21 protein-coding genes are annotated in these 26,379 nt (G+C 33.1%); 17 read left to right on the top strand and 4 right to left on the bottom strand.

What is annotated here, in order from left to right:
- Positions 1-53: 53 nt before the first annotated feature.
- Positions 54-4,004 carry a two-component regulator propeller domain-containing protein gene (locus tag NO995_RS13445; RefSeq protein ID WP_258227954.1) on the bottom strand — a complete coding sequence of 1,317 codons (3,951 nt, stop codon included), beginning with the start codon at positions 4,002-4,004 and terminating at the stop codon, positions 54-56.
- Positions 4,005-4,376: 372 nt separating this feature from the next.
- Here NO995_RS13445 and NO995_RS13440 point away from each other — a divergent pair, with 372 nt between their 5' ends.
- The 14 genes from NO995_RS13440 (at position 4,377) to NO995_RS13375 (ending at position 20,782) form a co-directional block, all read left to right on the top strand.
- Positions 4,377-7,394 (top strand): TonB-dependent receptor, encoded by a 3,018-nt coding sequence (locus tag NO995_RS13440; protein WP_258227953.1) that lies wholly within the window; start codon positions 4,377-4,379, stop codon positions 7,392-7,394.
- Between the two features lie 13 nt (positions 7,395-7,407).
- Complete coding sequence (locus NO995_RS13435) at positions 7,408-8,937, top strand: RagB/SusD family nutrient uptake outer membrane protein (RefSeq protein ID WP_258227952.1); 1,530 nt, start codon at positions 7,408-7,410, stop codon at positions 8,935-8,937.
- A gap of 71 nt (positions 8,938-9,008) precedes the next feature.
- Positions 9,009-10,196 (top strand): cellulase family glycosylhydrolase, encoded by a 1,188-nt coding sequence (locus NO995_RS13430; protein WP_258227951.1) that lies wholly within the window; start codon positions 9,009-9,011, stop codon positions 10,194-10,196.
- Between the two features lie 7 nt (positions 10,197-10,203).
- Positions 10,204-11,256 carry a glycoside hydrolase family 43 protein gene (locus NO995_RS13425; RefSeq protein ID WP_258227950.1) on the top strand — a complete coding sequence of 351 codons (1,053 nt, stop codon included), beginning with the start codon at positions 10,204-10,206 and terminating at the stop codon, positions 11,254-11,256.
- Positions 11,257-11,267: 11 nt separating this feature from the next.
- Positions 11,268-13,034 carry a sugar-binding protein gene (locus NO995_RS13420; RefSeq protein ID WP_258227949.1) on the top strand — a complete coding sequence of 589 codons (1,767 nt, stop codon included), beginning with the start codon at positions 11,268-11,270 and terminating at the stop codon, positions 13,032-13,034.
- 4 nt (positions 13,035-13,038) lie between these two features.
- Positions 13,039-14,028 (top strand): glycoside hydrolase family 43 protein, encoded by a 990-nt coding sequence (locus tag NO995_RS13415; protein ID WP_258227948.1) that lies wholly within the window; start codon positions 13,039-13,041, stop codon positions 14,026-14,028.
- A gap of 29 nt (positions 14,029-14,057) precedes the next feature.
- Positions 14,058-15,071 carry a glycoside hydrolase family 43 protein gene (locus tag NO995_RS13410; protein WP_258227947.1) on the top strand — a complete coding sequence of 338 codons (1,014 nt, stop codon included), beginning with the start codon at positions 14,058-14,060 and terminating at the stop codon, positions 15,069-15,071.
- Positions 15,072-15,091: 20 nt separating this feature from the next.
- A complete protein-coding gene (locus NO995_RS13405) occupies positions 15,092-16,141 on the top strand; it encodes a cellulase family glycosylhydrolase (RefSeq protein ID WP_258227946.1) in 1,050 nt (349 codons plus the stop codon).
- Entirely contained in the window at positions 16,141-17,310 is a 1,170-nt protein-coding gene (locus NO995_RS13400; RefSeq protein WP_258227945.1) for an aldose epimerase family protein, read from the top strand. Before NO995_RS13405 ends, NO995_RS13400 begins: the two co-directional genes overlap by 1 nt.
- 3 nt (positions 17,311-17,313) lie before the next feature.
- Positions 17,314-18,252 carry a glycoside hydrolase family 43 protein gene (locus NO995_RS13395; protein WP_258227944.1) on the top strand — a complete coding sequence of 313 codons (939 nt, stop codon included), beginning with the start codon at positions 17,314-17,316 and terminating at the stop codon, positions 18,250-18,252.
- Positions 18,253-18,308: 56 nt separating this feature from the next.
- The gene (locus NO995_RS13390; RefSeq protein WP_258227943.1) at positions 18,309-19,034 is read left to right on the top strand and encodes an SGNH/GDSL hydrolase family protein; all 726 of its coding nucleotides are present in this window, start codon (positions 18,309-18,311) and stop codon (positions 19,032-19,034) included.
- A 294-nt stretch (positions 19,035-19,328) separates the two neighbouring features.
- The gene (locus NO995_RS13385) at positions 19,329-19,538 is read left to right on the top strand and encodes a helix-turn-helix domain-containing protein (RefSeq protein ID WP_258227942.1); all 210 of its coding nucleotides are present in this window, start codon (positions 19,329-19,331) and stop codon (positions 19,536-19,538) included.
- A gap of 25 nt (positions 19,539-19,563) precedes the next feature.
- Complete coding sequence (locus NO995_RS13380) at positions 19,564-19,860, top strand: HipA N-terminal domain-containing protein (RefSeq protein ID WP_258227941.1); 297 nt, start codon at positions 19,564-19,566, stop codon at positions 19,858-19,860.
- Positions 19,853-20,782: a HipA domain-containing protein gene (locus NO995_RS13375; protein WP_258227940.1), complete on the top strand. Its 930-nt coding sequence runs from the start codon at positions 19,853-19,855 to the stop codon at positions 20,780-20,782. Before NO995_RS13380 ends, NO995_RS13375 begins: the two co-directional genes overlap by 8 nt.
- 168 nt (positions 20,783-20,950) lie before the next feature.
- Here NO995_RS13375 and NO995_RS13370 read toward each other — a convergent pair whose 3' ends face one another.
- Positions 20,951-21,532 carry an HPP family protein gene (locus tag NO995_RS13370; protein ID WP_258227939.1) on the bottom strand — a complete coding sequence of 194 codons (582 nt, stop codon included), beginning with the start codon at positions 21,530-21,532 and terminating at the stop codon, positions 20,951-20,953.
- Between the two features lie 200 nt (positions 21,533-21,732).
- Here NO995_RS13370 and nirK point away from each other — a divergent pair, with 200 nt between their 5' ends.
- The 3 genes from nirK to NO995_RS13355 are packed head-to-tail and all read left to right on the top strand — an operon-like array spanning position 21,733 to position 24,660.
- On the top strand, positions 21,733-23,175 hold the full coding sequence (gene nirK / locus NO995_RS13365; RefSeq protein WP_258227938.1) for a copper-containing nitrite reductase: 1,443 nt from the start codon (positions 21,733-21,735) through the stop codon (positions 23,173-23,175).
- Between the two features lie 7 nt (positions 23,176-23,182).
- A complete protein-coding gene (locus NO995_RS13360) occupies positions 23,183-23,956 on the top strand; it encodes a formylglycine-generating enzyme family protein (RefSeq protein ID WP_258227937.1) in 774 nt (257 codons plus the stop codon).
- A gap of 2 nt (positions 23,957-23,958) precedes the next feature.
- Positions 23,959-24,660 (top strand): SCO family protein, encoded by a 702-nt coding sequence (locus NO995_RS13355; protein ID WP_258227936.1) that lies wholly within the window; start codon positions 23,959-23,961, stop codon positions 24,658-24,660.
- An 11-nt stretch (positions 24,661-24,671) separates the two neighbouring features.
- Here NO995_RS13355 and NO995_RS13350 read toward each other — a convergent pair whose 3' ends face one another.
- Entirely contained in the window at positions 24,672-25,127 is a 456-nt protein-coding gene (locus NO995_RS13350) for a hemerythrin domain-containing protein (RefSeq protein WP_258227935.1), read from the bottom strand.
- Complete coding sequence (locus NO995_RS13345) at positions 25,124-26,311, bottom strand: hypothetical protein (RefSeq protein WP_258227934.1); 1,188 nt, start codon at positions 26,309-26,311, stop codon at positions 25,124-25,126. The genes NO995_RS13350 and NO995_RS13345 overlap by 4 nt, the downstream gene beginning before the upstream one ends.
- Positions 26,312-26,379 lie beyond the last annotated feature (68 nt).

Genomic DNA, 26,379 nt, shown 5'->3' with positions numbered 1-26,379 from the left:
AAAATACAATTAATTTTATTATAAAAAGCATAATATAAAAATGGGAAATTTAATTATTCAGAATCCTCCTTTGAGCGATTACTCTTCTCAAATTCAGAAGGCGTCATTCCAAAATTTTTCAAAAAACTTCTGCCGAAACTAGTTTGTGATTTAAACCCAACTTTATCCGCAACTTCATATAATTTGAAATTAGTAGTTTTTATAAGGTGAGCAGCTCTTTTGAGTCTACTTACATTTATTAGTTCATTTGGTGATAGATCAGACATTTCACTAATACTTCTATATAATGTTGAACGACTCATATTCATGTATTTCGACAATTTATCAACATTCAAAGATGGGTCTTCCAAGTTTTCCTCGATAATTTTATCTAGTTTATTTATGAAAGCCTTATCAATATTTGAATTATTGAGAGACTTTAAATGCGCAAGTGGAGAATTTGAATAATGTTCCAAAATAATTCTTCTATTCTTGATTAAATTCGATATTTGAACCAATAAATGCTGAATCGAAAATGGTTTTGTAATATAAGCATCGGCTCCTGAATCCAACCCTTCAATTTTTGCATTTAAAGCACTTTTGGCTGTCAATAAAATAAAAGGAATATGTCTTGTCTCCTCCGTTTGTTTCACTAACTCACAGAGTTCAATTCCATTTTTAATAGGCATCATGACATCACTAATAATCAAACTTACCTGATGCTTTTGTAGTAATCTCCAGGCTTCATTACCATTCCTAACAACTATTACATTATAATTTTCAGATAATTCATCAAATAGAAAACTAGAAACATCCCTATTATCTTCTGCCAGAAGTATTAATGGAGCATGTTTATCAATTTTAATTGTTATTTCTCCGTTGGAAGTATTTGTTGCATCTTGAAATGCATTAATTTCTTTAAATTCCTCATTTTGGTGCAACGGCAATTGGAGAGAAAATGAATTTAATAAGTTATCATTATGATCCAACCATAATTTACCATTATGTAATTCTACTAATGAGTGAGCTAAAGACAATCCTATACCCGTTCCTAAATGAGAATTATTTGAAGGCAAACGATAAAAAGGCTCAAAAATTTGATTTTTGAATTCTTTAGGAATTAATGGTCCATCATTACTAACGGTAATCTGAAAATTTTCTTCATTAGTAGTCAAAACCACCTGTACATAATGTTTAGAGTACTTTATCGCGTTATTAAATAAATTACTCAAAACTTTACTGAATGCTTCTTCATCAGCATAAGCAAAGACATCTTCACTTTGAGTTTTAAGCTCAAACTCTATTTTTTTATCTTGAATTAACTGACTAAATCTAACATACGTATCATATAAAACCTCATTAATATTTAGTTTAACAAAACTAAGCTTCACATGCTTCATCTCAGTTTTCCTAAAATCAAGTAATTCATTAATTAGTTTTAACAATCTCATGGTATTTTTCTCCATAATACCCAAATTTTTAGGTATTTCTGGAGATTTATACTTCTGCTTTAAAAGCTTTTCCAAAGGTCCCTTAATTAAGGTAAGTGGAGTTCTAATCTCATGAGCTACATTAGTAAAAAACTCAATTTTAGCCTGATAAATTTCCTTCTCTTTTCTATTTTCCAATAAACGAATCTGGCGATTATTTTTATCACGTTGATATCTATGATAATATCTCAACAACAAGTATCCCATAACCATAATGAAAAGGGTATAAACAGCATACGCTATTTTACTACTATAAAAGGGCGGAAGAATTGTTATCAATAATTTAGTATCAGACTCACTCCACACTTCATAATTATTTAAAGCCTTGACCTTAAACTCATAATCACCAGGAGGTAATTGCATAAAATTTACTTTTTGATTTTTACCTAGATCGACCCATTCTTCATTTAACCCTTCTAATTTATACCAATACTGGGTCATTTCAGGTGAAGTAAAACTTAATGAAGCAATCTCTAAAGTAAAGCTAGATTGATCATTATTTAACGTAATCTGATTTGAAAAAAGAATTGACTTTTTCAAAGGTGAATTTTTCTTTCCAACAGGGACAACCTCATTATTAATATAAATATCTGTTACAAAAATGGGGGGATGAAACTTGTTTTGAGTAAATTCGGAAGGATTAAAACTTATAAGTCCCTTTACACTTCCAAAATACATTTCTCCGCTTTCATCTCTATATGAAGAAGAATAATTAAATTGATCACTTAACAATCCATTAGATTTAGTAAAAACATTAAATGCATTATTTTCAGGACTAAATTTCATTAACCCATTTGAGGAACTAATCCATAGTTGATTTTTATCATCCTCTAATATTTCATAGGTTACATTGCTAGATAATCCTTTAGTCTTATTATATCTTTTAAAGTCATTAGTTTGCGACTGATAAAGGTTTAATCCATTTTCGGTGGTTATCCACAACCTATGGCTACTATCTTCAAAAATTCCGTTTATTACATTAGAACTTATACTATTTAAGTTATTATTTTCATATTTAAAAACCCCCTTTTGTTTAGTCTTAGGATTATAATAATACAACCCGTCCCAATAAGTTCCAGCCCAAAACACCCCATTACTATCTTCCAAAAAATAAGTGTAGTGGAACGCCTCAGGAAAACCATCCAATACTATGAAACTATCATTTTCAGGTTCATATTTATGAATACCAGAAGAGGTTAGAACTATAATTTCTTCAGCCTCAGTTTCATAAACATACAGTATAAAATCACTTCGCAAGCCTCCATTTTCCATTCCAGTTCCATAATGTTTAATTATTTCACCAGAAGGTATATCCATCACATCTAATCCATGTTCAAAGGTTCCTATCCACAATTCATTACCTTTTGAATGTAAGCCATGAATATTATAATGCGATAAGTCGCCTCCATTTCGTTTAGAGGTATAGCTGGTGAAATATCCTCTAGATAAATTAAATTTATTCAATCCCCCGTCTTCTGTACCTATCCATAAATTTCCGTAATCATCTTTTTCAATTTCTCGAACGGCATTTCCACTTATTGAATTTTCTCCAACTCGCGGGAAATACCTTTTAAATGGGGTGTACGGTTTTGGATAATAGTTTACACCTCCAAAATAACTTCCTACCCAAATCCCTTCTTCCTTATCTTTTAGCATAGTATAAATAGCGTTATCTGATAAAGCATAAGGGTTCCCATAATTCTTTTTTAAGTTGATATACTTACCTGTATTCACTTGATAAACAAATATTCCTGATTCACTCGCTATCCACAACTCTTGATCATTTACATTTAAAAAGTCTCGTACAAATAATGGATTTTCAGCTTTCGATAAAATAGTTTTAGTGAGCTGTTCATTTAAATCGTATACAAAAGCCCCATTATTTTTGGTTCCTATATAAACTTTATCAGTATTTAAAGTTTTAAGAGCTGTTATTCTAATATTATCCTGTATATTAAAATCCAAGGCTTGTTTTTGAAAGGAATTGTTATCAGGTTCATATTTATATAATTCATCTTGTGAAGTAATAAAAATTTCATCATTTAAATTTGAAGCCAAAAAGTTAGAGTAAAATTGATCGTATTTTTCGAGACTATCATTTTGCAAATTCATTTTAAAAAGACTACCGCCAGCAATAAACCATAACTCTCCTCGATTATTACATTCTATATCAAGTATTGGAATACCCTTTGTGGCTTCTATTAATGAAAACGATTCCATTCTTTCGTCATATTTGAACAAACCTGTGTCAGTACCAACCCATAAAATATCTCCAGACTCTATTAAACATCTGATAAAATTACTTCCTATACTCGTTACATCATTTGGATTATGTTGGTAAATTTTAAAGTTATAACCATCATACCGGTTTAAACCATCCTTTGTACCAAACCATAAAAAACCTCTTTTATCCTGAAGCATACATATTACTGAATTATGAGACAATCCATCTTCAACCTGCAAATGTTTAAATGAATAATCCTGTGCGTACAATACAGCTCCAAACCAGTATAACAAACAAATAAAATATCTCATTTTCATACTTCACAAATTAATGAAACATAATGATTTTCAGCCTATTCATTTTGTGTCATTATTCAACAATTTGTCTCAATAACTATTGAAATTTTATTTTTTTTCATTGTTGACATGATTTGAATAAAAAATGAAACAAAACTTTACCGATACTTTAAATTAAAATAATCTTCTTTGAAAAACGAAATAGTTGATAAATTTATATCAGTTAAAATTCAGTTTCGATAAAAATACACCACATAAACTAAGTAATTAATAAAAACTAAGTTTTCATTTTTTATTTAAAAATTGAATTAAAACCAACAAACACACAATTATTTCGTCATATTGTTTCACCAAACTATTAACTATTTAAAACATCCAATTATTAAGATGAAATTAATTAAAACTATGAGACATTTATTCAACAAACCTAAGGTCTTACTGTGTTTTATATTGTTTTGCTCACTATTCTCCTTTGCACAAAACGATATTTTAATTACAGGAACTATTACTTCTGCCGATGGGCAACCCATTTCTTTTTCCAATGTAATTGTTAAAGGAACAACTACAGGTACCGTTGCAGATATTGATGGAAAATACTCTTTAACCGCATCAGGTAATGCTACACTTGTGTTTAGCTACGTCGGTTTTAAAACACAGGAAACCTCAATTAATCAAAGAACTAATATCAACATTACACTAGAGGAAGATGTAGCCATGCTAAATGAAGTTATTGTAGTAGGTTATGGTACGCAAAAAAAGAAAGACTTAACAAGTGCTATATCTGTAGTACAGTCTGAACAAATTGCAAAAAGACAAACTACCACAGTTGCTGAAAGCTTACAAGGTTTAGCTACAGGTGTTAATGTAAGAGGTGGTGGCCGCCCAGGTCAGGAGGCTAAAATTGAAATTAGAGGTTTAAAAAACCTACAAAGCACAAATCCTTTATATGTTATTGATGGTATTATTACGACAGCTAACAGAGATTTCAACCCTAATGACATTGAATCTATTCAAATTTTAAAAGATGCTGCAGCTGCTGCTATTTACGGTTCACGTGCTGCAAATGGTGTAATTATTATTACTACTAAAAAAGGTAAAGCTGGGCCAATGAAAATTCAGGTCAGTTCTAAAATGAGTGTAACCAATATGCCACGTTATGATTTAGCAAGCAGAGACGAGTTTGTTACATTAAATAATATGGCATATGATAATGCTGGTTTAGAAAGACAAAACTTAAATCTGGATGTAAATACAGACTGGCAAGATGTTGTATATCAAACAGGTTTAATACAAGATCATAACGTAAGTTTCTCAGGTGGTGGAGAAAATGCTAGCTACTTTGTATCAGGTAATTATTTTGGAAACAAAGGAACTATTACATCAACAGATTTTAATCGTATCTCTCTTAGGGTAAATACTAGCGGAACTAAAGGTATATTTACAATAGGAGAAAACCTTGCCATCAGTAATGCTCAAACAGACGAAATGTCTGGTAACCCTATTATTGATGTTTATCGTTTATTACCAACTATACCTGTTTATGATACTGATAACCCAGGTGGATATGGGTATGGTAAATCTGGTGTCGCAAACACATTTGCCACAAATCCATTAGCAATTGCAGATTTATCTGATACTCAAAACCAAAATTTTAGAATTAGAGGTAATGTTTTTGCAGAAATAAAGCCTTTATCTTTCCTTAAATATAGACTTAATATAGGTTACGAAACAAGCTTTGACAACCACAAATATTTAAGAAAAGAAGGTAACTGGACACTTAATCAAGCATATCAACAGTCATTTGCCAATGAAAATAGAGCCCAATTTCAAAACCAACTTATTGAAAACACTTTAACTTTTGATAAAGATTTTGGTAAACATTCTGTAACGTTAGTTGCAGGTACTACATATCAAAAAGAAATATATGAACAAATTTGGGGCACTAAGTTCAACTTACTTGTAAATCCTTCTTCAGGCGATTATTTCACTGTATTAGATAGTGGAGACCAACCACAAACAGGTGGATTTAAAAACGTTGCTACTTTAATGTCATATTTAGGACGTTTAGAATATAATTATGATGACCGCTATTTATTAAATGCGGTAGTACGAAGAGATGGTTCCTCTCGCTTTAGTCAAGCTAATAAATGGGGAAGTTTCCCTTCGTTATCTGTTGGTTGGAGAATAAGTAAAGAATCCTTCTTCAATGTAGATGCCATAAGTAATTTAAAATTAAGAGCTAGCTATGGTGAATTAGGTAGTGGTAACATCGGTTATTATGAATATCAAGGGTTTATAAATACTTTTGGAGCAGCTGTATTTGGTACAGACCAAAATTTATCTCCTTCAGCTACTCAAGTTCAATTAGCCAACAATGATTTAAGATGGGAAACATTAAAACAAACCAATATTGGTTTTGACCTTGGTTTACTTGATGACAGATTACAAATAACTTCTGACTATTTTGTGGCTAAAACTGAAGATGTTTTATTTGGTTTCCCAATACTTGACACCACAGGTAATGATGGTGGTAATCCTATCTCTAATGCTGCTACAGTACAAAATAAAGGTTTTGAGTTTAATATAAGCTATAGCGAAAGTTTAAGCGACGATTTCAGCTTTAATACCTCTTTAAACTTTACTACACTTAAAAATGAATTAGTAGAATTAGGTAACGGTCAGAATGAAAGTATTCAAGGCAACACAATTACTAGTAAGGGAGAAGCTGTTGGCATGTGGTACGTCCTTAAAACTGACGGATTATTCCAAAGTCAAGAAGAAATAAATAACTATACCAATTCTACAGGACAAATAATTATGCCTAATGCTCAACCTGGAGATATTAGATATTTAGATGTTAATGATGATGGGCAAATTACCAGTGATGATAGAACTGTAGTAGGTAGTCCATGGCCTGATTTTGAAATGGGTTTTAACGCTAGCGCTAACTATAAGAACTTTGATTTTTCAATGAACTGGATTGGTTCTTTTGGAGCAACAGTTTATAACGGATTCAGAAGTACGGTTGATCGATTCGATGACGATAGTAACTATAGAGCAGGTATACAACCATGGACACCTGAAAATCCAAATACCAACTTCCCAAGAGTAGAAAGAGGTAATGGTATAAACTCAAGAGGTGATACGGACAGATGGTTAGAAGACGGTAGTTTTGTTCGCCTTAAGTACATTGGTCTAGGATATTCTATACCTAAAAATGTCTTAGATAAAATTGGATTCTCTACTGCTAGAATCAGTATTTCTGCACAAAACATTATAACATTCACTAAATATGGAGGATTAGATCCAGAATTTAATAACTCTAACATATTTCAAAGAGGTGTTGACATAGGTTCATTCCCTAATTTAAAAACCTATTCTGTTGGCCTTAATTTTGGATTCTAAAAAAAATACTCACATGAAAAAATTAAAAATAATATTCACTTGTTTAAGCTTATTTTATTTAATAAGTGCTTGTAGTAAGGATGAACTGGATCTTGCAAGTCCCAATGCCCTTACTATAGAACAATACTGGAAAACACCAGATGATGCTGAAAAGGGAGTAAACTCTATCTATGCTATGTTTTATAAAGATGGTTTATGGGCAAGATGGATTTACTTTAGATTAGACCTAACATCTGATGAAGGTTTCAGTCAAAGTCCATGGACAGAATTAGCTGACTGGGCTAGATTTAAATATGTTAATTATGCCTTCTGGGAAGGAAATAGAGTTACTTGGAGAGATACTTATAAGGCAGTATTTAGAGCCAACCAAGTTTTAGCATATGTACCTGATATCGAATTTGCAGACAATACCAGAAAACAACAAATATTGGCTGAAGCTAAATTTTTAAGAGCTTTACATTACTATTATGCAGCAATACTTTGGGAAAACATTCCAATTGTTTTAGAGCCTTCTTCACCTGAAGATTTACCGCAACAAAAATCATTAGAAGAAGTATTTGCTCAAATTGAAACAGACTTAAATGAGGCGTTTGCAGATTTACCTGCTCAATGGGATAATGCAAATGTTGGTAGACCAACAAAAGGTGCTGCTAAGGCCATGCTTGCAAAAATGTATATGCAACAACATAAATGGCAAGAAGCTAAATCTGCTTTAGAATACTTAATTTCTGGTCCTGGAGCTATCTATAGCTTGGTAGATAATTTTGAAGACAACTTTAGAGCTGAAAATGAAAACAATTCAGAATCAGTTTTCGAAATTCAATTCGGTGACCAACGTTTAGGAGGTACGGGTGAAGGTGCTAATGCAGCAGTATCATCTAACAGAGCACAATTCTTTGCTCCAAGAGGTATTGGATGGTCTGACGGACAAGCTAGATACTGGCTAGTAAATTTATTTAAGGAAGAACCTAACATGAATGGTGGCATAGATGAAAGATTAAAATATTCATTATTCTACCCTGATTCACAGGCCGACTTTGGTACTCTAACTTATGGTAGAACATGGGAATGGGGAGCTCAAGAAGCTTGGTTTAAAAAAGGCTCTAGAGATTATTATAGAACTAACGAAGATTATTATTCTCAAGTTAACTTGAGAATGGTACGCTACGCCGATATTCTTTTACGCTACGCTGAAGTTCTAAATGAACTAGATATGACAGCTGATGCATACCAATATGTAGACATGGTAAGAGCAAGATCGAATATGGATCTATTGGCTACTGCACATCCTGAAATAGGCAATGATCATGACCTATTTTTAGAGAGATTAAAAATGGAACGCGTGCTTGAACTTTGCGGTGAAAGTGTAAGATGGGAAGATTTAAAACGCTGGGGGGATCTTGACAATCAAACCTCTGTAAACAAGTTAATTGAAAGAGACCCTGATTTCGTAAACTTTGTGATAGGAAAGCACGACAAGTTACCTATACCAAACCCTGATGCTTCAAACAATCCAAATTTAGATCAAAACCCTAACTACTAATTAAAATTACCATCCTGAGACAGATTAAAAAAACCTGTCTCAGGATTTTATACTAAGTAAAAAAGCACGAAATGAAAAGAATTAGCACTACTACCTTAAACAAGATTTTAGTAGCAGTTTTATTAGCTTCAAGTCTAATATCATGTAAGAACAAGGAAAAAAACAATACTGAAGTGAAAACAGAAACAGCTGTTCTAGAAAAAAGAGAAATTTGGACTAAAGAAAAAGCAAACGAATGGTATAGCCACCAACCTTGGTATATCGGTGCAAATTTCAATCCTAGTACTTCCATTAATCAATTAGAAATGTGGCAAAAGGATACTTTTGATCCTGAAACAATTGACAAAGAATTAGGCTGGGCCGAAAATATTGGAATGAATTCTATGAGAGTTTATCTTCATGATTTACTATTTAAAGATGACCCAGAAGGTTTATTCAATCGTATGGAAAAATATCTTACTATAGCCAATAAACATAACATAAAAACATTATTTGTGTTATTTGATTCTTGCTGGGATCCTTTTCCTGAATTAGGTGTACAACGTGCACCTAACCCTCATGTACATAATTCAGGATGGGTACAAAGTCCCGGGCAAAAAGTATTGCAAGACACCACTCAATATAGCAGACTTGAAAATTATGTAAAACGAACTATTGAGCATTTCAAAGACGATAAAAGAATATTGGGATGGGATGTATGGAATGAACCTGATAATATGACTGGCCCTTCATACGAGGCCATTGAAATACCAAATAAAGTTGAATTAGTTTTTAATTTACTAGATGATGTTTTTATCTGGGCAAGATCTGTAAATCCAAGCCAACCCCTAACCTCTGGTGTTTGGATTGGAGATTGGAGTGAGCATGCTAAAATGAAACCAATTCACAAATTACAGATGGAACAGTCTGACATTATTACTTTTCATAATTATGATACACCTGAAGAGTTCGAATCACGTGTAAAGCAATTACAACGCTATGAAAAACCAATGATATGCACAGAGTACATGGCTAGACCAAACGGAAGTACTTTTCAAGGGTTTCTGCCTATTGCTAAAAAATATAATGTAGGCATGATTAACTGGGGATTAGTAGATGGTAAATCTCAAACAAAATATCCTTGGGATAGTTGGACAAAAACATACACTGCAGAGCCTCCAGTATGGTTTCATGAAGTTTTTAATACAGACGGAACACCTTATCTGCCAGAAGAGACATTATTTATAAAAAAAATAAGTTCGGAAGTGAATAATAAATAAATTCCCTATGACTTTTAAAATTCATATAGTTAGTTTAGTTTTTATTTTGTTGCTAATAACCCCTCTAGGGGTTATTGGGCAACAACCAAACCCTCCTGGTCAGGTTAAAAATGGGGAAAAAACTATAAATGAAGCCTATTTATTCGCTCATATGTATCATAATGATTATGGGAGACTATATTATTCTGTTAGTTTAGATGGTTTACACTGGAATAAATTAAATAGCGGTAAAAGAGTTTTTGAAGATTACAAAGGTCACCCCGACATAGTTAAAGGTCCTGATAACAAATATTATATTACCGGAAACACCAGCGATGCCTCTCCAGATATTAATATTTGGGTCTCTGACGACCTAATTAGTTGGAAACAGCATGCTGTTTACACCCCTAATCTTAAAGACACAAAAGGCTATACCAATGCCTTACAACGTATTGGTGCCCCTAAATTATTTTACGATAGGGATTCTGAGCATTTTGTCCTAACATGGCATACACCTCATGAAGAAGGCTCTAAAAGTGATCCAGAAAGATACTGGGCAAGTCAACGCACTTTATATGTTTTATCTAAAGATCTAAAAACCTTTAATGAATCTCCAAATCTGCTTTTCAGTTGGAATTTTGGAACCATTGATGCTTTTATTCGTAAAGTAGACGATACATACTATGCCATTTTAAAAGACGAGACTTACCCTACTCTATTTTGGCCTACTGGCAAAACAGTACGCATTGCAAGGTCTAAATCATTATTAGGTCCCTACTCATTGCCTAGTGATCCTATAAGTCCAAATTTTAGAGAAGCTCCTACCTTAATTCCTTCCCCTAATGGAAAAGTTTGGTATTTGTATTACGAACAATATCCAGGTGTTTCTTATGGACTCTCAATCGCCGATAATTTAAATGGCCCCTGGTTTCAAGCTTCGGGATATACAAAGTTTAGTGATTGGGATAAATATAGGCTACCTGAAGCTGCCAGGCATGGCTGTATGATAACCATCTCCAAAAACGAGTACGATAATCTGATTAAAAAATTTGGTATCTCTAAGGAAGAACCAAAAAAATAAGCGCGTTTATTATGCTAATTCAAAAAAAAATAATTTTATTATTATCAACATTTGTTCTGTGGAATTGTGGTAAAGACAGTGATAATCTAAACGATGAAACTTTGCAGGATCCAATAGAAAATTTAGAATCTGCCGATGCCATTTTTGGAAATAGAATCGCTTGGGATTTTACAACTAAAAAAATAATTTCAGACCCTGAAGATTCTGGGTATAACGGTTATCCTCGTTTAATTGAATTACAAGATGGATCTCTTCTGGCAACTTACGAATCTCAAGGCAACGTTATAATAAAAAAAAGTTCCGATAAGGGAGAAAACTGGGCAGCACCAATACTAGTAGCATCATTTAACGCTGGTGTTAATATGGCTACTCCAGATGTTATTCAATTACAAAACGGCACAATACTTTTAGCTTACAACCCTCGTCCAGGAGCTTCAGCTGCACCAAACGAAAAATTTTTAATTAAAACCATTTTAAGTAATGATGGTGGTCTCAATTGGCTAAACGACCAAGTTGTTTATGAAGGTGATACTGTTTTTGAAAATGGTGTTTGGGAGCCTTCAGTTATTCAACTTCCAAATGGGGAAATACAGTTATTCTTCTCCAACGAAAACGTATATAGAAATTCAAACGAACAAAATATATCTCTTATTCGCTCTCTAGATAATGGAGTAACTTGGACTACAGATCCTGAAATTGCTAGTTTTAGAGCTGGTAGCCGTGACGGCATGCCTTCTCCCCTTCTTTTAAATGATCACAATACGATTGTTTACTCAATAGAAGATAATGGAATTAACAACCAATTTAAGCCGTATATAATCAGGAATACCCTCACGGAAAATTGGAAACAAACCGTAAACGGTAATAGCACAAATAGAAATTATTCGTTGCAAGAACCTCTAGATAATTCAGAATATGCGGGTGCTCCTTATTTGGCAAAATTTTCGACAGGAGAAATATTACTTTCATACCAAGGTACAGAAAACCGTAATGGCAATGATTTAAACAATGCCGATATGAAAGTTGCGATTGGCAGTATAACAGCAACTGATTTTAACAGAACATCTGTCCCTTTTATTATTCCTGAAGGCAAATCTGCTTTATGGAACAGTATTTCTGTCTTGAGTGACGATACCGTTGTAGCACTGACTACAACTAATGCATATTCTAACAACAATGCGCCTCAAGTTTGGATGATAAAAGGCCATTTAATACCTGAAAAACCAATCAACTATGGCACTTTAAACATTGATGGAGAAACCGCAGAAAACTATTGGACAGAAAGCTTGCCTATTTTTATAGGTCAAAAAAGTAATACGCAATTACATGCCAATATTATTTCAGACAATGAAAATCTATACATTCTAACAAAAGTTAATGATGCTTTCATTTCCAAGACTTCAACAAGTATTCAAAATAATGATGGTACTGTACTCTATTTAGACCCTATGAAAAAAAATTACGTAGTACCAGGTTCTGGAGTCTTTAAAATAATAATATCAGTCTCCAATCAGATTCAGGTATTTGAAGGTTATAATTCAAACTGGCAGGAAGTTGAATTACCAGAAATAGAAACGATTGTTAATGAAAATATTGATGGTTATATTCAGGAAACAAAAATTCCATGGAACTCAATAGGTGGTAAACCTAATAAAAACTCACACATAGGTATGACCATGGAACTGATTGAGAGAGGGAACTCTTTATATACGGAAACATTGTCGGGAACTAAAAATGATAAGCCAAACACTTGGCTTAATTTAAAAATTACTCAATAAACAAATGAAACTCATAAAAAATAAATTACTCTATACATTACTTATATGTTCATTATTATCTTGTTCAAAAGATGAAAAAGCACCTGTGATCCACAGTAACCCTACAACTAATATTTTTTTAGCAGATCCCACAATATTTAAAAACAATGGAACTTATTATTTATACGGAACATCTCAGGGTTCATTAATAAACAAAGGAAATGGTTTTCTTGTGTACTCCTCTACCGACATGCAAAACTGGGAAGGTCCTATTGGCAACATGAACGGATTTGCGTTAAAAGATTCGGAAGCTTTTGGTAACACTGGTTTTTGGGCTCCTCAGGTATTTGAACACAATAACCAATTTTATATGGCCTATACAGCTAATGAGAAAATAGCAATAGCTTCTAGCATCAGTCCTTTGGGACCATTTACAAACGATGGTAACCCTATTTCTAAAACCAGCCAAATTGATCCGTTTATTTTTATGGATGATAATGGAAAAAGTTATTTATTTCATGTAAGACTCTCCAACGGGAACCGAATTTTTGTTGCCGAATTGAACACGGACTTACTTTCAATTAAAGAAGAAACATTAACAGAGATTATAACAGCAACAGATCCTTGGGAGAACACTAATAATGCTAATTGGTCTGTAGCCGAAGGGCCTACTGTAATTAAAGAAAACGATACGTATTATCTTTTTTACTCAACAAACGATTTTAGAAATCCTGATTATGCGGTAGGTTACGCTACAGCCCCTAGCCCAATGGGACCGTGGACTAAATCTACAAACAATCCCATTATTCACGGCTCAATGATTGGTGAAAATGGAGCTGGACATGGCGATATATTTTATGACGAACAAGGTAAGATGCAATATGTGCTTCATACTCATTTTTCAGAAGCAGTTGTACATCCAAGAAAAACTGGTACTATTCAATTAACAAAAAGCGATAACAATATCACTTCATTAAATGAAACATTTAAATTTTTAAATCAAACAACAAACTAATTACTTAAAAAATGAATAAAAAGTTAATAATGGCAGTATCATTAATATTGATAACCTGTTTAGGCTTTTCCCAGACCAAAACTTTTCAAAACCCAATACTTCCAAGTGGTGCAGATCCTTACAGTACCTACCATAATGGATATTACTATTATACACACACTCTTGGCAATCGCTTAATGCTTTGGAAAACAAAAAATTTGGCAGATCTTAAAAATGCTGAAAGTAAATTGATTTGGACTCCACCAACAGGCACCATGTATTCCAAGGAAATTTGGGCTCCCGAATTTCACATTATCAACAACAAATGGTATGTATATTTCGCCGCCGATGATGGTGACAATAACAACCATAGAATGTTTGTGTTAGAAAACAAATCTTCAGACCCATTTAAAGGTACTTGGGAGTTCAAAGGTAAAATAGACACACACCCAGACCGTTGGGCTATAGATGCCAATGTATACAACTACAACAACCAATTGTATATGATTTGGTCTGGTTGGGAAGGCAAAATCAACGGCCAACAAAACATTTACATAGCAAAAATGAAAAACCCTTGGACATTAGAAGGTAATAGAATTTTAATTTCTGAACCTACATACAATTGGGAAAAACAAGGAGATTTAGATGATGATATTAATCCGCCTCATGTTAGCGTTAACGAAGGCCCACAGTTTTTAGCACACAACAACAAGCTATTTATTGTGATTTCGGCAAACGGATGTTGGACAGATTTTTACAATTTAGGTTTACTAGAACTTAAAGGAGATAATCCCTTAGACCCTCAGAGCTGGGTAAAACATAGTCAGCCTATCTTCACCAAAAACGAAGAAAATGGGGTATATGCTCCTGGGCATAATTCTTTTTTTACATCTCCAGACGGAACAGAAGATTGGATTCTTTTCCACGCTAACGACAACCCAGGTGAAGGCTGCGGAACAAAACGTTCGCCACGCATGCAAAAAATAGAATGGAATGAAGATGGTACTCCAAACCTTGGTATTCCGGTATCTAACAAAACTATATTAGAAATTCCTTCAGAATAAAACCAAATACAACATACAGCATGAAAAAAATACTAACACTTATTGCGTGTATTGCTTGCATTACCGCTATAGCTCAAGGGCAAAAATGGAGTAAAGAAAAAGCAGACCAATGGTATGCAAAACACAAATGGATAACAGGTGCAAACTTTATACCTAGCAATGCCATTAACCAATTAGAAATGTGGCAAGAAGCTACTTTTGATGCCGAAACTATAGACCGTGAATTAGGCTATGCCGAAGGAATTGGTTTTAACACCATGCGTGTATACTTGCACAGTTTGGCATACAAAGCAAATAAAAAAGCCTTTAAAAAACGCATAGACGAATATTTAAAAATTGCCAACAAACACCATATACAAACCATTTTTGTAATTTTTGATGACTGTTGGAACAAAGACCCAAAAATTGGTGTGCAACCAGAACCAAAAACAGGTATCCATAATAGCGGTTGGGCTCAAGACCCTGGGTATCCTGCATCAAAAGACAGAGCGGACGATAAAGAACTTGAGGCATACGTAAAAGATGTATTAACCACTTTTGGCAAAGACGAGCGTATTTTGTTGTGGGATTTATACAACGAACCAGGTAACAACGGTAAAGGCAACGAAACATTACCATTACTTAAAAATGTATTTAAATGGGCTCGCGAAGCAAACCCACAGCAACCAATTTCTGCTGGTTTATGGAAGTGGGATTACCAAGAACTAAATACATTTCAAGCGCAAAACTCAGATATTTTAACATACCACTGTTATGATACTCCAGAGGCTCACCAAAGAATTATAAATTTTTTAAAAACGCACAACTTGCCAATGATATGTACAGAGTATATGGCAAGAACGCGTAATAATAACTTTGCCAACACCTTACCAATGTTGAAAAAAGAACACATAGGTGCAATAAACTGGGGCTTAGTAAATGGTAAAACCAACACAATTTTTGCTTGGGACACCCCAATAGATTCTGGTGAAGAACCAAATGTATGGTTTCACGATGTGTTTAGAAAAGACGGTACGCCTTACCGTAAAGACGAAACCGATTTAATTAAAAAATTAAACACAGAAAAGTAATGAAAGGAATCAAACATATAGCGGTAGCAACCATGTTACCGCTTGCTTTCTTTGCCTGTAACGATGCCAAAAAAACGGCAGAAACAGTACAAGAAGAAAGCAAAACTATGGTAGATACACATCTTAAAAAAGAAGATTTCGAAGCCACTATAAACGGTAAAAATACCAGCTTATATTTTATTGAAGACAACAACATTATGGTAGCTTTTACCAATTACGGTGCGCGTATTGTTGGACTTTGGGTACCAGATAAGGATGGTAACATGACAGATGTTGTGGTTGGTTTAAACAGTGTTAAAGGCTTTCAAAACTCAACTGAACCATATTTTGGCGGTACCATTGGTCGTGTAGGTAACAGAATAGCAAAAGGCACTTTTTCTTTAGAGGGTGAAACATACCATATACCACTAAACAACGGAGAAAACAGCTTACATGGTGGTACAAAAGGCTTTCAAGACATTGTTTGGGATGTAGCACAACCCAATAATAAAACCTTAGTTTTTACCTATCATTCTCCAGATGGTGAAGAAGGTTTCCCAGGTAACTTAGATGTAGAAGTAACCTATAGTATTACAACAAACAATACATTGCAAATGCAATACAAAGCTGTAACAGATAAGGCTACACCTGTAAACCTTACCAATCATGCATTTTTTAATTTGAATGGTGAAGGTAGTGGTACTATTTTAAACCACAACGTATTGATTAATGCTGATGCGTTTACACCGGTAGACGAAGGCTTAATACCTTTTGGTACATTAAAAGAAGTAACCAATACACCTTTCGATTTTACTACGTTTCATACTATTGGCGAACGCATTAAAACCGAAAATGACCAGCTGAAAAACGGTGTTGGGTATGACCATAACTTTGCATTAAATACAACAACAAAAGATATGATTCATGCTGCAACTGTAGTAGGAGACAAATCTGGTATTGAGATGAAAGTATACACCGAAGAACCTGGATTGCAGTTTTATAGTGGTAACTTTATGCATGGTAAAAACACCTTTAAATCTGGTGCAAAAGATGAGTTTAGAACTGCTTTTGCTATGGAAACACAACATTTTCCAGATGCAGTAAATCAACCTGCTTTTGAAACTATTATTCTACAACCAGGCGAAACTTATTTTACAACCTCAACCTATCAATTTAGCATAGCAAAATAACTTATGAAGCATTTCATTTACATCATTTTACTATCGTTTACCCTAACTGGTTTTGCACAACATACCAATTTGTTTCTGGCAGACCCTACCATTTTTGAACATGATGGTACGTACTATGCTTACGGTACCAAAGAAAACGATAAAATTAAAGGCGAAGGCTTTTTGGTATACACCTCAACAGATTTAAAACATTGGGAAGGCCCAAAAGGAGCTACAGATGGTTTTGCGTTTAAAAAAGGTGACGGATATGGTACTTGGGGGTTTTGGGCTCCTCAAATATTTGAATATAACGGTAAATTTCACATGGCTTACACAGCCAATGAACATATTGCTATTGCAACTTCAGATAGTCCTTTAGGTCCATTTAAAAATGATGGCTCTAAAATAGATTCTGAAGTAAAACAAATTGATCCCTTCATATTTTTTGATAATGGAAAAGTTTATTTATACCACGTAAGATTAGAAAATGGTAACAGAATTTTTGTTGCTGAAATGACGAAGGATTTAAAATCAATAAAACCTAATACCTTGCAGGAATGTATTCACGCTACCCAACTTTGGGAAGATACAGTTAAAGCGGAGTGGACTGTTACAGAAGGACCTACTGTTATAAAAAGAAAAAACACTTACTTTTTAATTTACTCTGCTAACGATTTTAGAAATAAAGATTATGCAGTGGGATATGCTATTTCCAACAATCCTTCTGGTCCATGGAAAAAAAAGGAGAACAGTCCTATTATTTCCAGAAAGCTATTAAACTATCCAGGAACGGGTCATGGTGACGTTTTTTATGATACAAAAGGAAAATTAAATTACGTGTTTCATACACATAATTCCGAACTTGAAGTTGGCCCTAGAAAAACAGCATCAGTCACCCTAAATCTTAGAGGAAAAAAATTAACTATTTCTAAAAATAAAACTATAAATTGGTTAGAAATATAGTTGTTTACTTTCAAAAAACAATTATTATATAATAAAACCTACTTATCCAATTTAAAATGAATTCCAAATTTATAAAAACCAATATTGCCTGTTTTATTATCTTTCTACTCTCTGGATATATTTTTTCTCAAAATGTACCTGATGAATTAACTTTAAAAGCTTCTGCCAATTACGGAAAATCTGTAGCTGTTTTTGGCGGATCTGTTTCAGTAATTCCAGAAAGCGAGAGCGCAAAACATCTTTGGAAAAAAAAATTAGGCATGTCCATTACGAATTACGGAGTTCCTGGTGCTGGGTTTTCTTCTCTACAAGGAAAGTCTCTTCAAAAACAAGTAAATGAATCAGATGTATTTGACATTTATATTCTTTGGGCTTCTACAAATGATTATACCAATAAAAGAGAAATTGGGGCATACACTGATTATACCATATTTGATAATTATGATGAGAAAAAACTAACTACTCAGGCTGGGGGCATTAACTATTGTATTAGAAAAATTTATGAAATAAACCCAAAAGCAAAAATCTACTTCTTCACGTCAAGTAAAGCTTTTAACGACAGAGGTGCATTTGATCCTTTTTATGAAAATGGGATAGCTGAATATGTAAAAATCCAAAAGATGATTTGCGAGCTCCACGGCATACCATATCTCGATCAGTTTAGCTTGGGTGGATATAACATTTATAATAAAGATTTGTATTATAACGACCCAATCCATATGAATACATTAGGGTATCAGAAATTAGGAAAATTGCAAGTATCTTTTCTTGCTTTTCATTAGCTGTCTGTTTAATTTCATTAAAAAGATAAATTTTACTAACCATAAGTTTGTTAGGCTTGAGACTAAAGTCCCTCTCTTTTTACTCTAATATAAAATTAGAATAAATAAAAATCTAGCAATTGCTCACATTTTACCGCCATAACAGTAATTTATACTATTTTTACTCGCCTTTAATTAAAACCAACATCAATCCATGTTAATTTTACCGCTTTAGCGGTAAATAAATACATTTTTTTTAATAATAATTCTTTCACATATAATAATTAATTATATTTACTGTTTAAGCGGTAAAATATGAATAATTTAGATTTAGGTGCTTTAATAAAAGACCATCGGAAAAAAGCGGGGCTTACACAACTAGAATTGGCTAACCTTGCAGGGATAGGTAAAACAACAGTATTTGATATTGAAAAAAATAAAGAAACTGTACGTTGGAGTAACCTTTTAGCGGTCCTCGAAGTATTAAACATTAAAATAGAATTTAAGAGTCCCCTAACTAAATAATACATCTATGAGAAAAGCAGTTGTAATGGTACATGGAAATAGAGCTGGATTACTAACCGAGAACTCTCCTAATAATTATCATTTTGAATATGATGATAATTATGATGGAGAGCCTGTTTCACTAACCATGCCTATCGACCACAAAAAATATAGCTATACTTCATTCCCTCCTTTTTTTGAAGGGTTATTACCCGAAGGTATCATGCTAGAAGGCTTATTAAAGATTGCCAAAATAGATAAAAAAGACTATTTCTCTCAGTTAATTACAACTGGAAATGATTTAGTAGGAGCTGTAACAGTCAAACCGATGGAGAATGAATAGATGCCCTATTACATACGAATTATGTGAAAATAATAAATACAGTGAAAAAGGACTTCGAAAGATAGCTCCTAAATTAACGTATTTGAATGATTTACCATTTACAGCAGCCGAGCTCAGGCAAGAAGCTGCTAATAGAGCTAAGAAATTATCTATTCAAGGAGTACAGCCTAAACTAAGTGCATCAATTTCAGTAGTCGACCAAAAATTTAAAATCGTAGATCAACTTGGAACATACATTATAAAACCCCAAAATGATTTATTCCCCCAGCTACCTGAAAATGAAGATTTAACTATGCGAATGGCTAAGACTTTTGGCTTAGAAGTTCCTTTTCATGGTATGGTTTACGGTAAAGATGGAAGCCTATCCTACTTTATAAAACGTTTTGATCGTTACGGTAAGGGTAAAAAATATGCAACCGAGGATTTTGCTCAATTAACGGGTAATACAAGAGACACAAAGTATCGCTTTTCAATGGAAAAGTTAATACCTGTTATTGACGAATTTTGCTCCTTTCCCGCAATAGAGAAAGCTGATTTTTTCAAGCGAACCCTTTTTTGTTTTGTTACTGGAAATGAAGATATGCACTTGAAAAATTTTTCATTAATAACAAAAAATGGCAAAACAACATTAGCGCCTATATATGACTTTTTAAATTCAAGCATAGCCATTAAAAATCCAGAGGAAGAAATTGCTTTAACACTAAAAGGCAAAAAAAGTAATTTAAAGGCCGAAGATTTTATTGATTATTACGCAAAAGAACGTTTGCTATTAAATGAAAAAACAATCGCAATAACACTCAAGGAAATGCAAAATACAGTTCCTAAATGGAAAAACTTAATTGACATTTCCTTTCTTTCCTATGAAATGAAAGAGAAGTATTTTAAAATATTGGACAATAGACTAAATTTGTTTAATCTTTAGACTCCTTTCCTCAATTGCAACATTCTAAAAGTAAGCACTTTAAGCCGTAATTCGATCAACACTTTTTGTGTTTTCAAATTGTTGATTTTAAACCTATTATCATTTCAATCAAATTAGAAGGTCTTATAAATATAATTTACTTCTTCATTATCTATTAAAATTAATTTTCTAACCTCTTTTCTTCATAATGAATCTGGTTAACTTATTATCGGTTGGATATTTTCTAAACGTAGTTATATTATTAAAAACCAAAGCAACAATAAATAATATTAATACTCCTGACAAAACAGGCGAAAACACATAATAATACCCTAAAGATTTTATTTTTTCTGTTCCAATTATTGCTATCAATGCGGTTGCCCCTCCTGGCGGGTGCAATGTTTTAGTAACTTGCATTAAAACTATTGAAAATGAAACTGCTAAAGGAGCAGTAATCCATATAATCTCTGGAAGCAATTTATAAATTGAAACTCCTATTATAGCAGAAATTAAGTGACCTCCAATTAAATTTCTGGGTTGAGATAAAGGGCTTTGAATTGCACCAAAAATCAAAACACTTGTCGCACCAAACGAACCAATTAAAAAGACATTCTCTTCCTTTGATAAATAAAAAGACTGAAAAAAAGCAATAATACCTATCCCTATAAAAGCCCCTAAAAAAGACCAAAAATTTTCAGTATAATCAACAAGCGTTTCTCTGTATAAAATATATTTAGAAACTCTAATACCTCTTTTTATTTTCTTCTTCATAAAATTTAATATCGGCTTTTCACATAATTTTTAAATCGTGCAAAAGTACAAATCTTAACTTCTTTAAAGTTTAGTTTTTTAAGAATCTTAATCAAATTTTACAAACACCATTAAATAGGATAATTTTATCCTATTTATGATAATTATCATATTTTAAAGCTTTTGTATATTATAGTTTTGAAAAACAAAAATCAATTAAAATGAAAGATCAACTAAACTATTTGCTATTATTTATTCCGTTGTTATTAATAAGTTGTTTCAATAATCAGGAAAAAAATTACGAAAACACTTCTGAAATCCCTGTAAGTAGAGAAATGACAGCAGAGTTAACATCGCCTCCTAATGTTCCCACCCCTGTTGGAAGAAGAAAAGCTAAAAAACTAATTGTAGAGATGGAAATCCTTGAAAAAGAAGGAGAAATGACCGATGGTGTAAGGTACGTGTATTGGACCTTTGGAGGCACTGTGCCAGGAAGTTTTATAAGAACACGTGTTGGAGATGAAGTCGAATTTCATTTACAAAACCACCCCGATAACAAATTACCTCATAATATCGACCTACATGCTGTGACTGGTCCTGGAGGCGGCGCTGAATCTTCATTTGTTGCTCCAGGTCATGAAAAAGTATTTTCTTTTAAAACTTTAAACCCGGGATTATATGTTTACCACTGCGCCACAGCTCCAGTTGGTATGCATATTGCCAACGGTATGTATGGGTTAATTTTAGTTGAACCAGAAGGTGGTTTACCTCTTGTTGATAAAGAATATTACATTATGCAAGGTGACTTTTACACTAAAGGTGCCAACGGTGAACGCGGATTACAACCCTTCGATATGCAAAAAGCTGTCGATGAAAAAGCCGATTATGTAGTGTTTAATGGTAAAGTTGGCTCCCTAACAGGCGACAATGCTATAACCGCGAAAGTTGGTGAAACAGTTAGACTCTTCGTTGGTAATGGAGGCCCTGGTTTAGTATCATCTTTTCATGTTATTGGTGAAATTTTTGACAAAGTTCATATTGAAGGTGGCAATAAAATAAATGAAAATGTACAAACCACTCTTATTCCGGCTGGAGGTGCAGCAATTGTTGAATTTAAAGTTGATGTTCCTGGAACTTTTATTTTGGTCGACCACTCCATTTTTAGAGCCTTTAATAAAGGTGCTTTAGGTATGCTAAAAGTGGAAGGTGAAGAAGATAAAAAAATATACTCAGGAGAAATTCGTGATGATATTTATTTACCTGAAGGTCCAGGTTTACAAGAAATGCCTACTACAGACGAAATTGTAGAATCAAAAATTCCTGCTAAAAACTTAGATGAACAAATGAAATTTGGAAAACAAGTTTATATGCAAACCTGTTTTGCTTGTCATCAGTCTGAAGGGCAAGGTGTTCCTAATGCCTTTCCTCCGCTGGCAAAATCGGATTATTTAAACGCCGATGTTAACCGTGCTATTGGTGTTGTTTTACATGGCTTAACAGGAGAAATTACTGTTAATGGCGAAAAATATAACAGTGTAATGACCCGACAAATGTTATCCTCTGAAGAAATTGCAAATGTGTTAACTTATGTTTACAATAGCTGGGGAAATTCAAAAAAAGTGGTAACAACATCTATGGTTGAAAATGTAAAAAACAAAAAATAACATAGTCATGAAAGGTCATGTTTTTAGATACTTAACATTTATAATCTTAACTCAAACAATAGTGTTTGGGCAGTCTAAAAACATGGCTTACATTCAAGGTAGTAGATATATACCTCTTTATGGTCGAGATTCAACCGTTGTAGAAGTGAAAGATTTTGAAATGGATATTTTTCCTGTTACTAATGCCCAATTTATAGAATTTGTTAAACAATATCCTAAATGGCAAAAATCTAAGGCCTTAAAATTATTTTCAGATAAAAGCTATTTATATAACTGGAAAAACGATTCAGAACTTAAGGATTCTGAAAAACTTAATAGTCCTGTAACTTATGTTTCATGGTTTGCTGCTAAAGATTATTGCGAATGCCAAGGCAAGCGATTACCTACTGTTGATGAATGGGAATATGCCGCTATGGCAGACCAAACCTCGCGTGATGCCAGACTTAAACCTGACTATAACAAACAAATTTTAGCTTGGTACGAAACTCCTAAGACCAATGAAAATCTTATAGGCAAAAATCCAAAAAACGTTTGGGGCGTATATGATTTACACGGTTTAGTTTGGGAATGGACACTTGATTTTAATTCCGTACTTATTACTGGTGAATCGAGAAAAGATGTCGATAAGGACAGTAACCTCTTCTGCGGAAGTGCTGCCATTAACGCTACCGATTTGATGAACTACGCTGCCTTTATGCGATATGCCATTCGAGGTAGTTTAAAAGCGAAGTACGCCATGAAAAACTTAGGATTTCGATGCGTTAAAGATATAAACAAATAATTATGAAATATTTAAAACCGATTATAATATTAGTAGTTTTGGCGATTTCTTTTAGTTCTTGTAATTCTAAAAAATCGAATCCCGAAACAGGTTACTACCAATGCCCTATGCAGTGCGAAGGCGATAAAACTTATACAAAACCCGAAACTTGTCCTGTTTGTAAAATGGATTTACAGCTATTAGAAACAAAAATTGAAAACACAAATAGTATTTCTGACGAATCTATTTTCAATTTAACATCTACCTGGAATACCGAAGAAAACCAACAAATTGAATTAAAAGATTTGAAAGGAAAAACCTTAGTAATGGTTATGATATATACCTCCTGTAAAGCGGCATGTCCTCGTTTGGTAGCCGATATGCGAAATATTGAGGCTAAAATTCCTGACGACAAAATAGATCAGCTCAATTTTGTGTTAATTAGTATAGATCCAAAAACAGATACACCCGAACGTTTAAAATCCTTTGCCATTGAAAATTATATGGATGACCCGCATTGGACATTTCTTCAAGGTACTGAAACCGGAGTTCGGGAATTCGCAAATGTATTAGCCGTTAAATACAAACAAATATCTCCGATAGACTTTTCGCATTCTAATATTATAAGTGTTTTTAATTCGCAAGGAGAACTCATACATCAACAGGAAGGTTTGGGCGTAGATAATAAAGAAACCGTAGACTCCATTTTAAACCAATTAAAATAACATCCCAATAATTATTTCCAAAATTCATCACTCAGATTATCTTCAAAAGCGTCTGACTGATGAATTTTTTCTATTTGTAACAACTGACTTTCGGTAGCGACTTCTTGAATTTTAGGAAACAAAACCCGTTCTTCAAATCTAATGTGGTTATCTAAAGTTTCAGCTATATCACTTAGAGTTTTACTATCTACATCGATGTTTTCAAATAGATTTCTTATTACTTCATGATCGTTTAATGCTTGCTTAATCAATTCATTTTTCTCTTCCAGAATGGTAAAAACATATAATTCTTCCATTTTAAAATGAGATATTAAGTGTGTCTTGTAAAACCAATTGGCATATTGGTAAATTCGTTTTGGCTCGATATTCTTTTTAAAGCCAATTCTTATTTTCCAAGCTAATAACAAACCATGATGATGCTCTCTGCTGAGTGGCTGTAAGGCTTTATGTCTTTTTAATGGTTTCATAGATTTATATTTTTTTGATTTACAAAACTTAATAAGATAAATAAAATACCTAAAGGAAATAACACACTAAACAAAAACAAGATTAAATAATAGTTTGAAATTAAACCTACACCAAAATAAAATCTAATGCCTTGAACTAATAAAATCACTTCTGTAAGTACAAATCCTAAAAGAAAACTATACAGACCTAATTTTAATGACACTGTGGGTTTCTGATCCCTGTATAGAAACGCAAAAAGAAAACCTGTAATCACTCCTAGCATTACTAAATGAATAAAACCGATAACTAAGTTACGATGCATAAAAACTGCTTCGGAAAATTCAGGAATTAAAGTTACACCTTGTAAAAGTATTTTCAGAATAAAACAAAAGACACTAAAATAATACAAGGTAACTATGAGTTTAAATTGTGTTTTTAAGGATTTTTTCAACTCAAATCTTATAAGTTTAAAAAACAAATACAGGGTTAGTAATTGCAGTATAACCCCTAATACATTTATATAAATTAAGATTGAATGCGGCGCAAACCATTGCACAGATAAGGCAAAAGTAAATATAGTTGATGTAATTAATAATTTGAAAAAATACCGAAACAACCTAGAATCTTCAATCTTTAAAATATGGAATAACAGAGCAAGAACAGCTATTAAAAACCACCCGTTAAATTGAAAGTGCAAAAAGAACTGTATGGCGATCTGGTAAAATGCTGAAGCCTGACCTAATAAACCTACCGCTGGCCCCAAACACCACACACCTATAGTTGATATCAGCATAAATAATAACGAGGTTTTTAACATTAAACCAACAGCTTTAGAAGTTGTTTTATGATGCTTCCATACCAAATACACAAAGTAATATGAACAAAAAATATGTAGTGTTGAAAACGTAATGGAAATAGCGGCATATCCCTGAAATGGAAAACTAAACATCATTCCTACAACTGCAATTTCGGTCACCCAAAATAATTTATTAAAAATTGGCTTTTTATCGGGGATGAAATAATGAACAATGAAGACATAAAGCATTAAATACACCCAGCCCAACATGGCCACATGAGAATGGGCGTGAGTTAAAAACCGATAATTTAATCCGATGGATTCTAAAAAAGAAAAACGAAGTGCCAACCCCATTAAGGCAGCTATTAAAAAATTTATCAGACAAACAACAATTAGTTTTTTGGGCATAAGAAAATATAAAGTTCTTAAAATTAAGAAATCCTATGTTGTTTGTCATGAAACAATATAGGATTTCT

This window comes from Aestuariibaculum sp. M13 (assembly GCF_024723255.1).
GTDB classification, from domain to species: Bacteria; Bacteroidota; Bacteroidia; order Flavobacteriales; family Flavobacteriaceae; genus Aestuariibaculum; species Aestuariibaculum lutulentum.
This window is presented reverse-complemented; position numbering and strand designations above follow the sequence as displayed.

What these genes read in the sequence shown, in the direction of transcription:
- NO995_RS13425 (WP_258227950.1), top strand. Translation starts at nt 10,204, where the DNA reads ATGACTTTTAAAATTCATATAGTTAGTTTAGTTTTTATTTTGTTGCTA.
- NO995_RS13345 (WP_258227934.1), bottom strand. Translation starts at nt 26,311, where the DNA reads ATGCCCAAAAAACTAATTGTTGTTTGTCTGATAAATTTTTTAATAGCT.
- NO995_RS13385 (WP_258227942.1), top strand. Translation starts at nt 19,329, where the DNA reads ATGAATAATTTAGATTTAGGTGCTTTAATAAAAGACCATCGGAAAAAA.
- NO995_RS13420 (WP_258227949.1), top strand. Translation starts at nt 11,268, where the DNA reads ATGCTAATTCAAAAAAAAATAATTTTATTATTATCAACATTTGTTCTG.
- NO995_RS13430 (WP_258227951.1), top strand. Translation starts at nt 9,009, where the DNA reads ATGAAAAGAATTAGCACTACTACCTTAAACAAGATTTTAGTAGCAGTT.
- NO995_RS13350 (WP_258227935.1), bottom strand. Translation starts at nt 25,127, where the DNA reads ATGAAACCATTAAAAAGACATAAAGCCTTACAGCCACTCAGCAGAGAG.
- NO995_RS13375 (WP_258227940.1), top strand. Translation starts at nt 19,853, where the DNA reads ATGAATAGATGCCCTATTACATACGAATTATGTGAAAATAATAAATAC.
- NO995_RS13380 (WP_258227941.1), top strand. Translation starts at nt 19,564, where the DNA reads ATGGTACATGGAAATAGAGCTGGATTACTAACCGAGAACTCTCCTAAT.
- NO995_RS13400 (WP_258227945.1), top strand. Translation starts at nt 16,141, where the DNA reads ATGAAAGGAATCAAACATATAGCGGTAGCAACCATGTTACCGCTTGCT.
- NO995_RS13390 (WP_258227943.1), top strand. Translation starts at nt 18,309, where the DNA reads ATGAATTCCAAATTTATAAAAACCAATATTGCCTGTTTTATTATCTTT.
- nirK (WP_258227938.1), top strand. Translation starts at nt 21,733, where the DNA reads ATGAAAGATCAACTAAACTATTTGCTATTATTTATTCCGTTGTTATTA.
- NO995_RS13445 (WP_258227954.1), bottom strand. Translation starts at nt 4,004, where the DNA reads ATGAGATATTTTATTTGTTTGTTATACTGGTTTGGAGCTGTATTGTAC.
- NO995_RS13405 (WP_258227946.1), top strand. Translation starts at nt 15,092, where the DNA reads ATGAAAAAAATACTAACACTTATTGCGTGTATTGCTTGCATTACCGCT.
- NO995_RS13410 (WP_258227947.1), top strand. Translation starts at nt 14,058, where the DNA reads ATGGCAGTATCATTAATATTGATAACCTGTTTAGGCTTTTCCCAGACC.
- NO995_RS13360 (WP_258227937.1), top strand. Translation starts at nt 23,183, where the DNA reads ATGAAAGGTCATGTTTTTAGATACTTAACATTTATAATCTTAACTCAA.
- NO995_RS13355 (WP_258227936.1), top strand. Translation starts at nt 23,959, where the DNA reads ATGAAATATTTAAAACCGATTATAATATTAGTAGTTTTGGCGATTTCT.
- NO995_RS13440 (WP_258227953.1), top strand. Translation starts at nt 4,377, where the DNA reads ATGAAATTAATTAAAACTATGAGACATTTATTCAACAAACCTAAGGTC.
- NO995_RS13395 (WP_258227944.1), top strand. Translation starts at nt 17,314, where the DNA reads ATGAAGCATTTCATTTACATCATTTTACTATCGTTTACCCTAACTGGT.
- NO995_RS13370 (WP_258227939.1), bottom strand. Translation starts at nt 21,532, where the DNA reads ATGAAGAAGAAAATAAAAAGAGGTATTAGAGTTTCTAAATATATTTTA.
- NO995_RS13435 (WP_258227952.1), top strand. Translation starts at nt 7,408, where the DNA reads ATGAAAAAATTAAAAATAATATTCACTTGTTTAAGCTTATTTTATTTA.
- NO995_RS13415 (WP_258227948.1), top strand. Translation starts at nt 13,039, where the DNA reads ATGAAACTCATAAAAAATAAATTACTCTATACATTACTTATATGTTCA.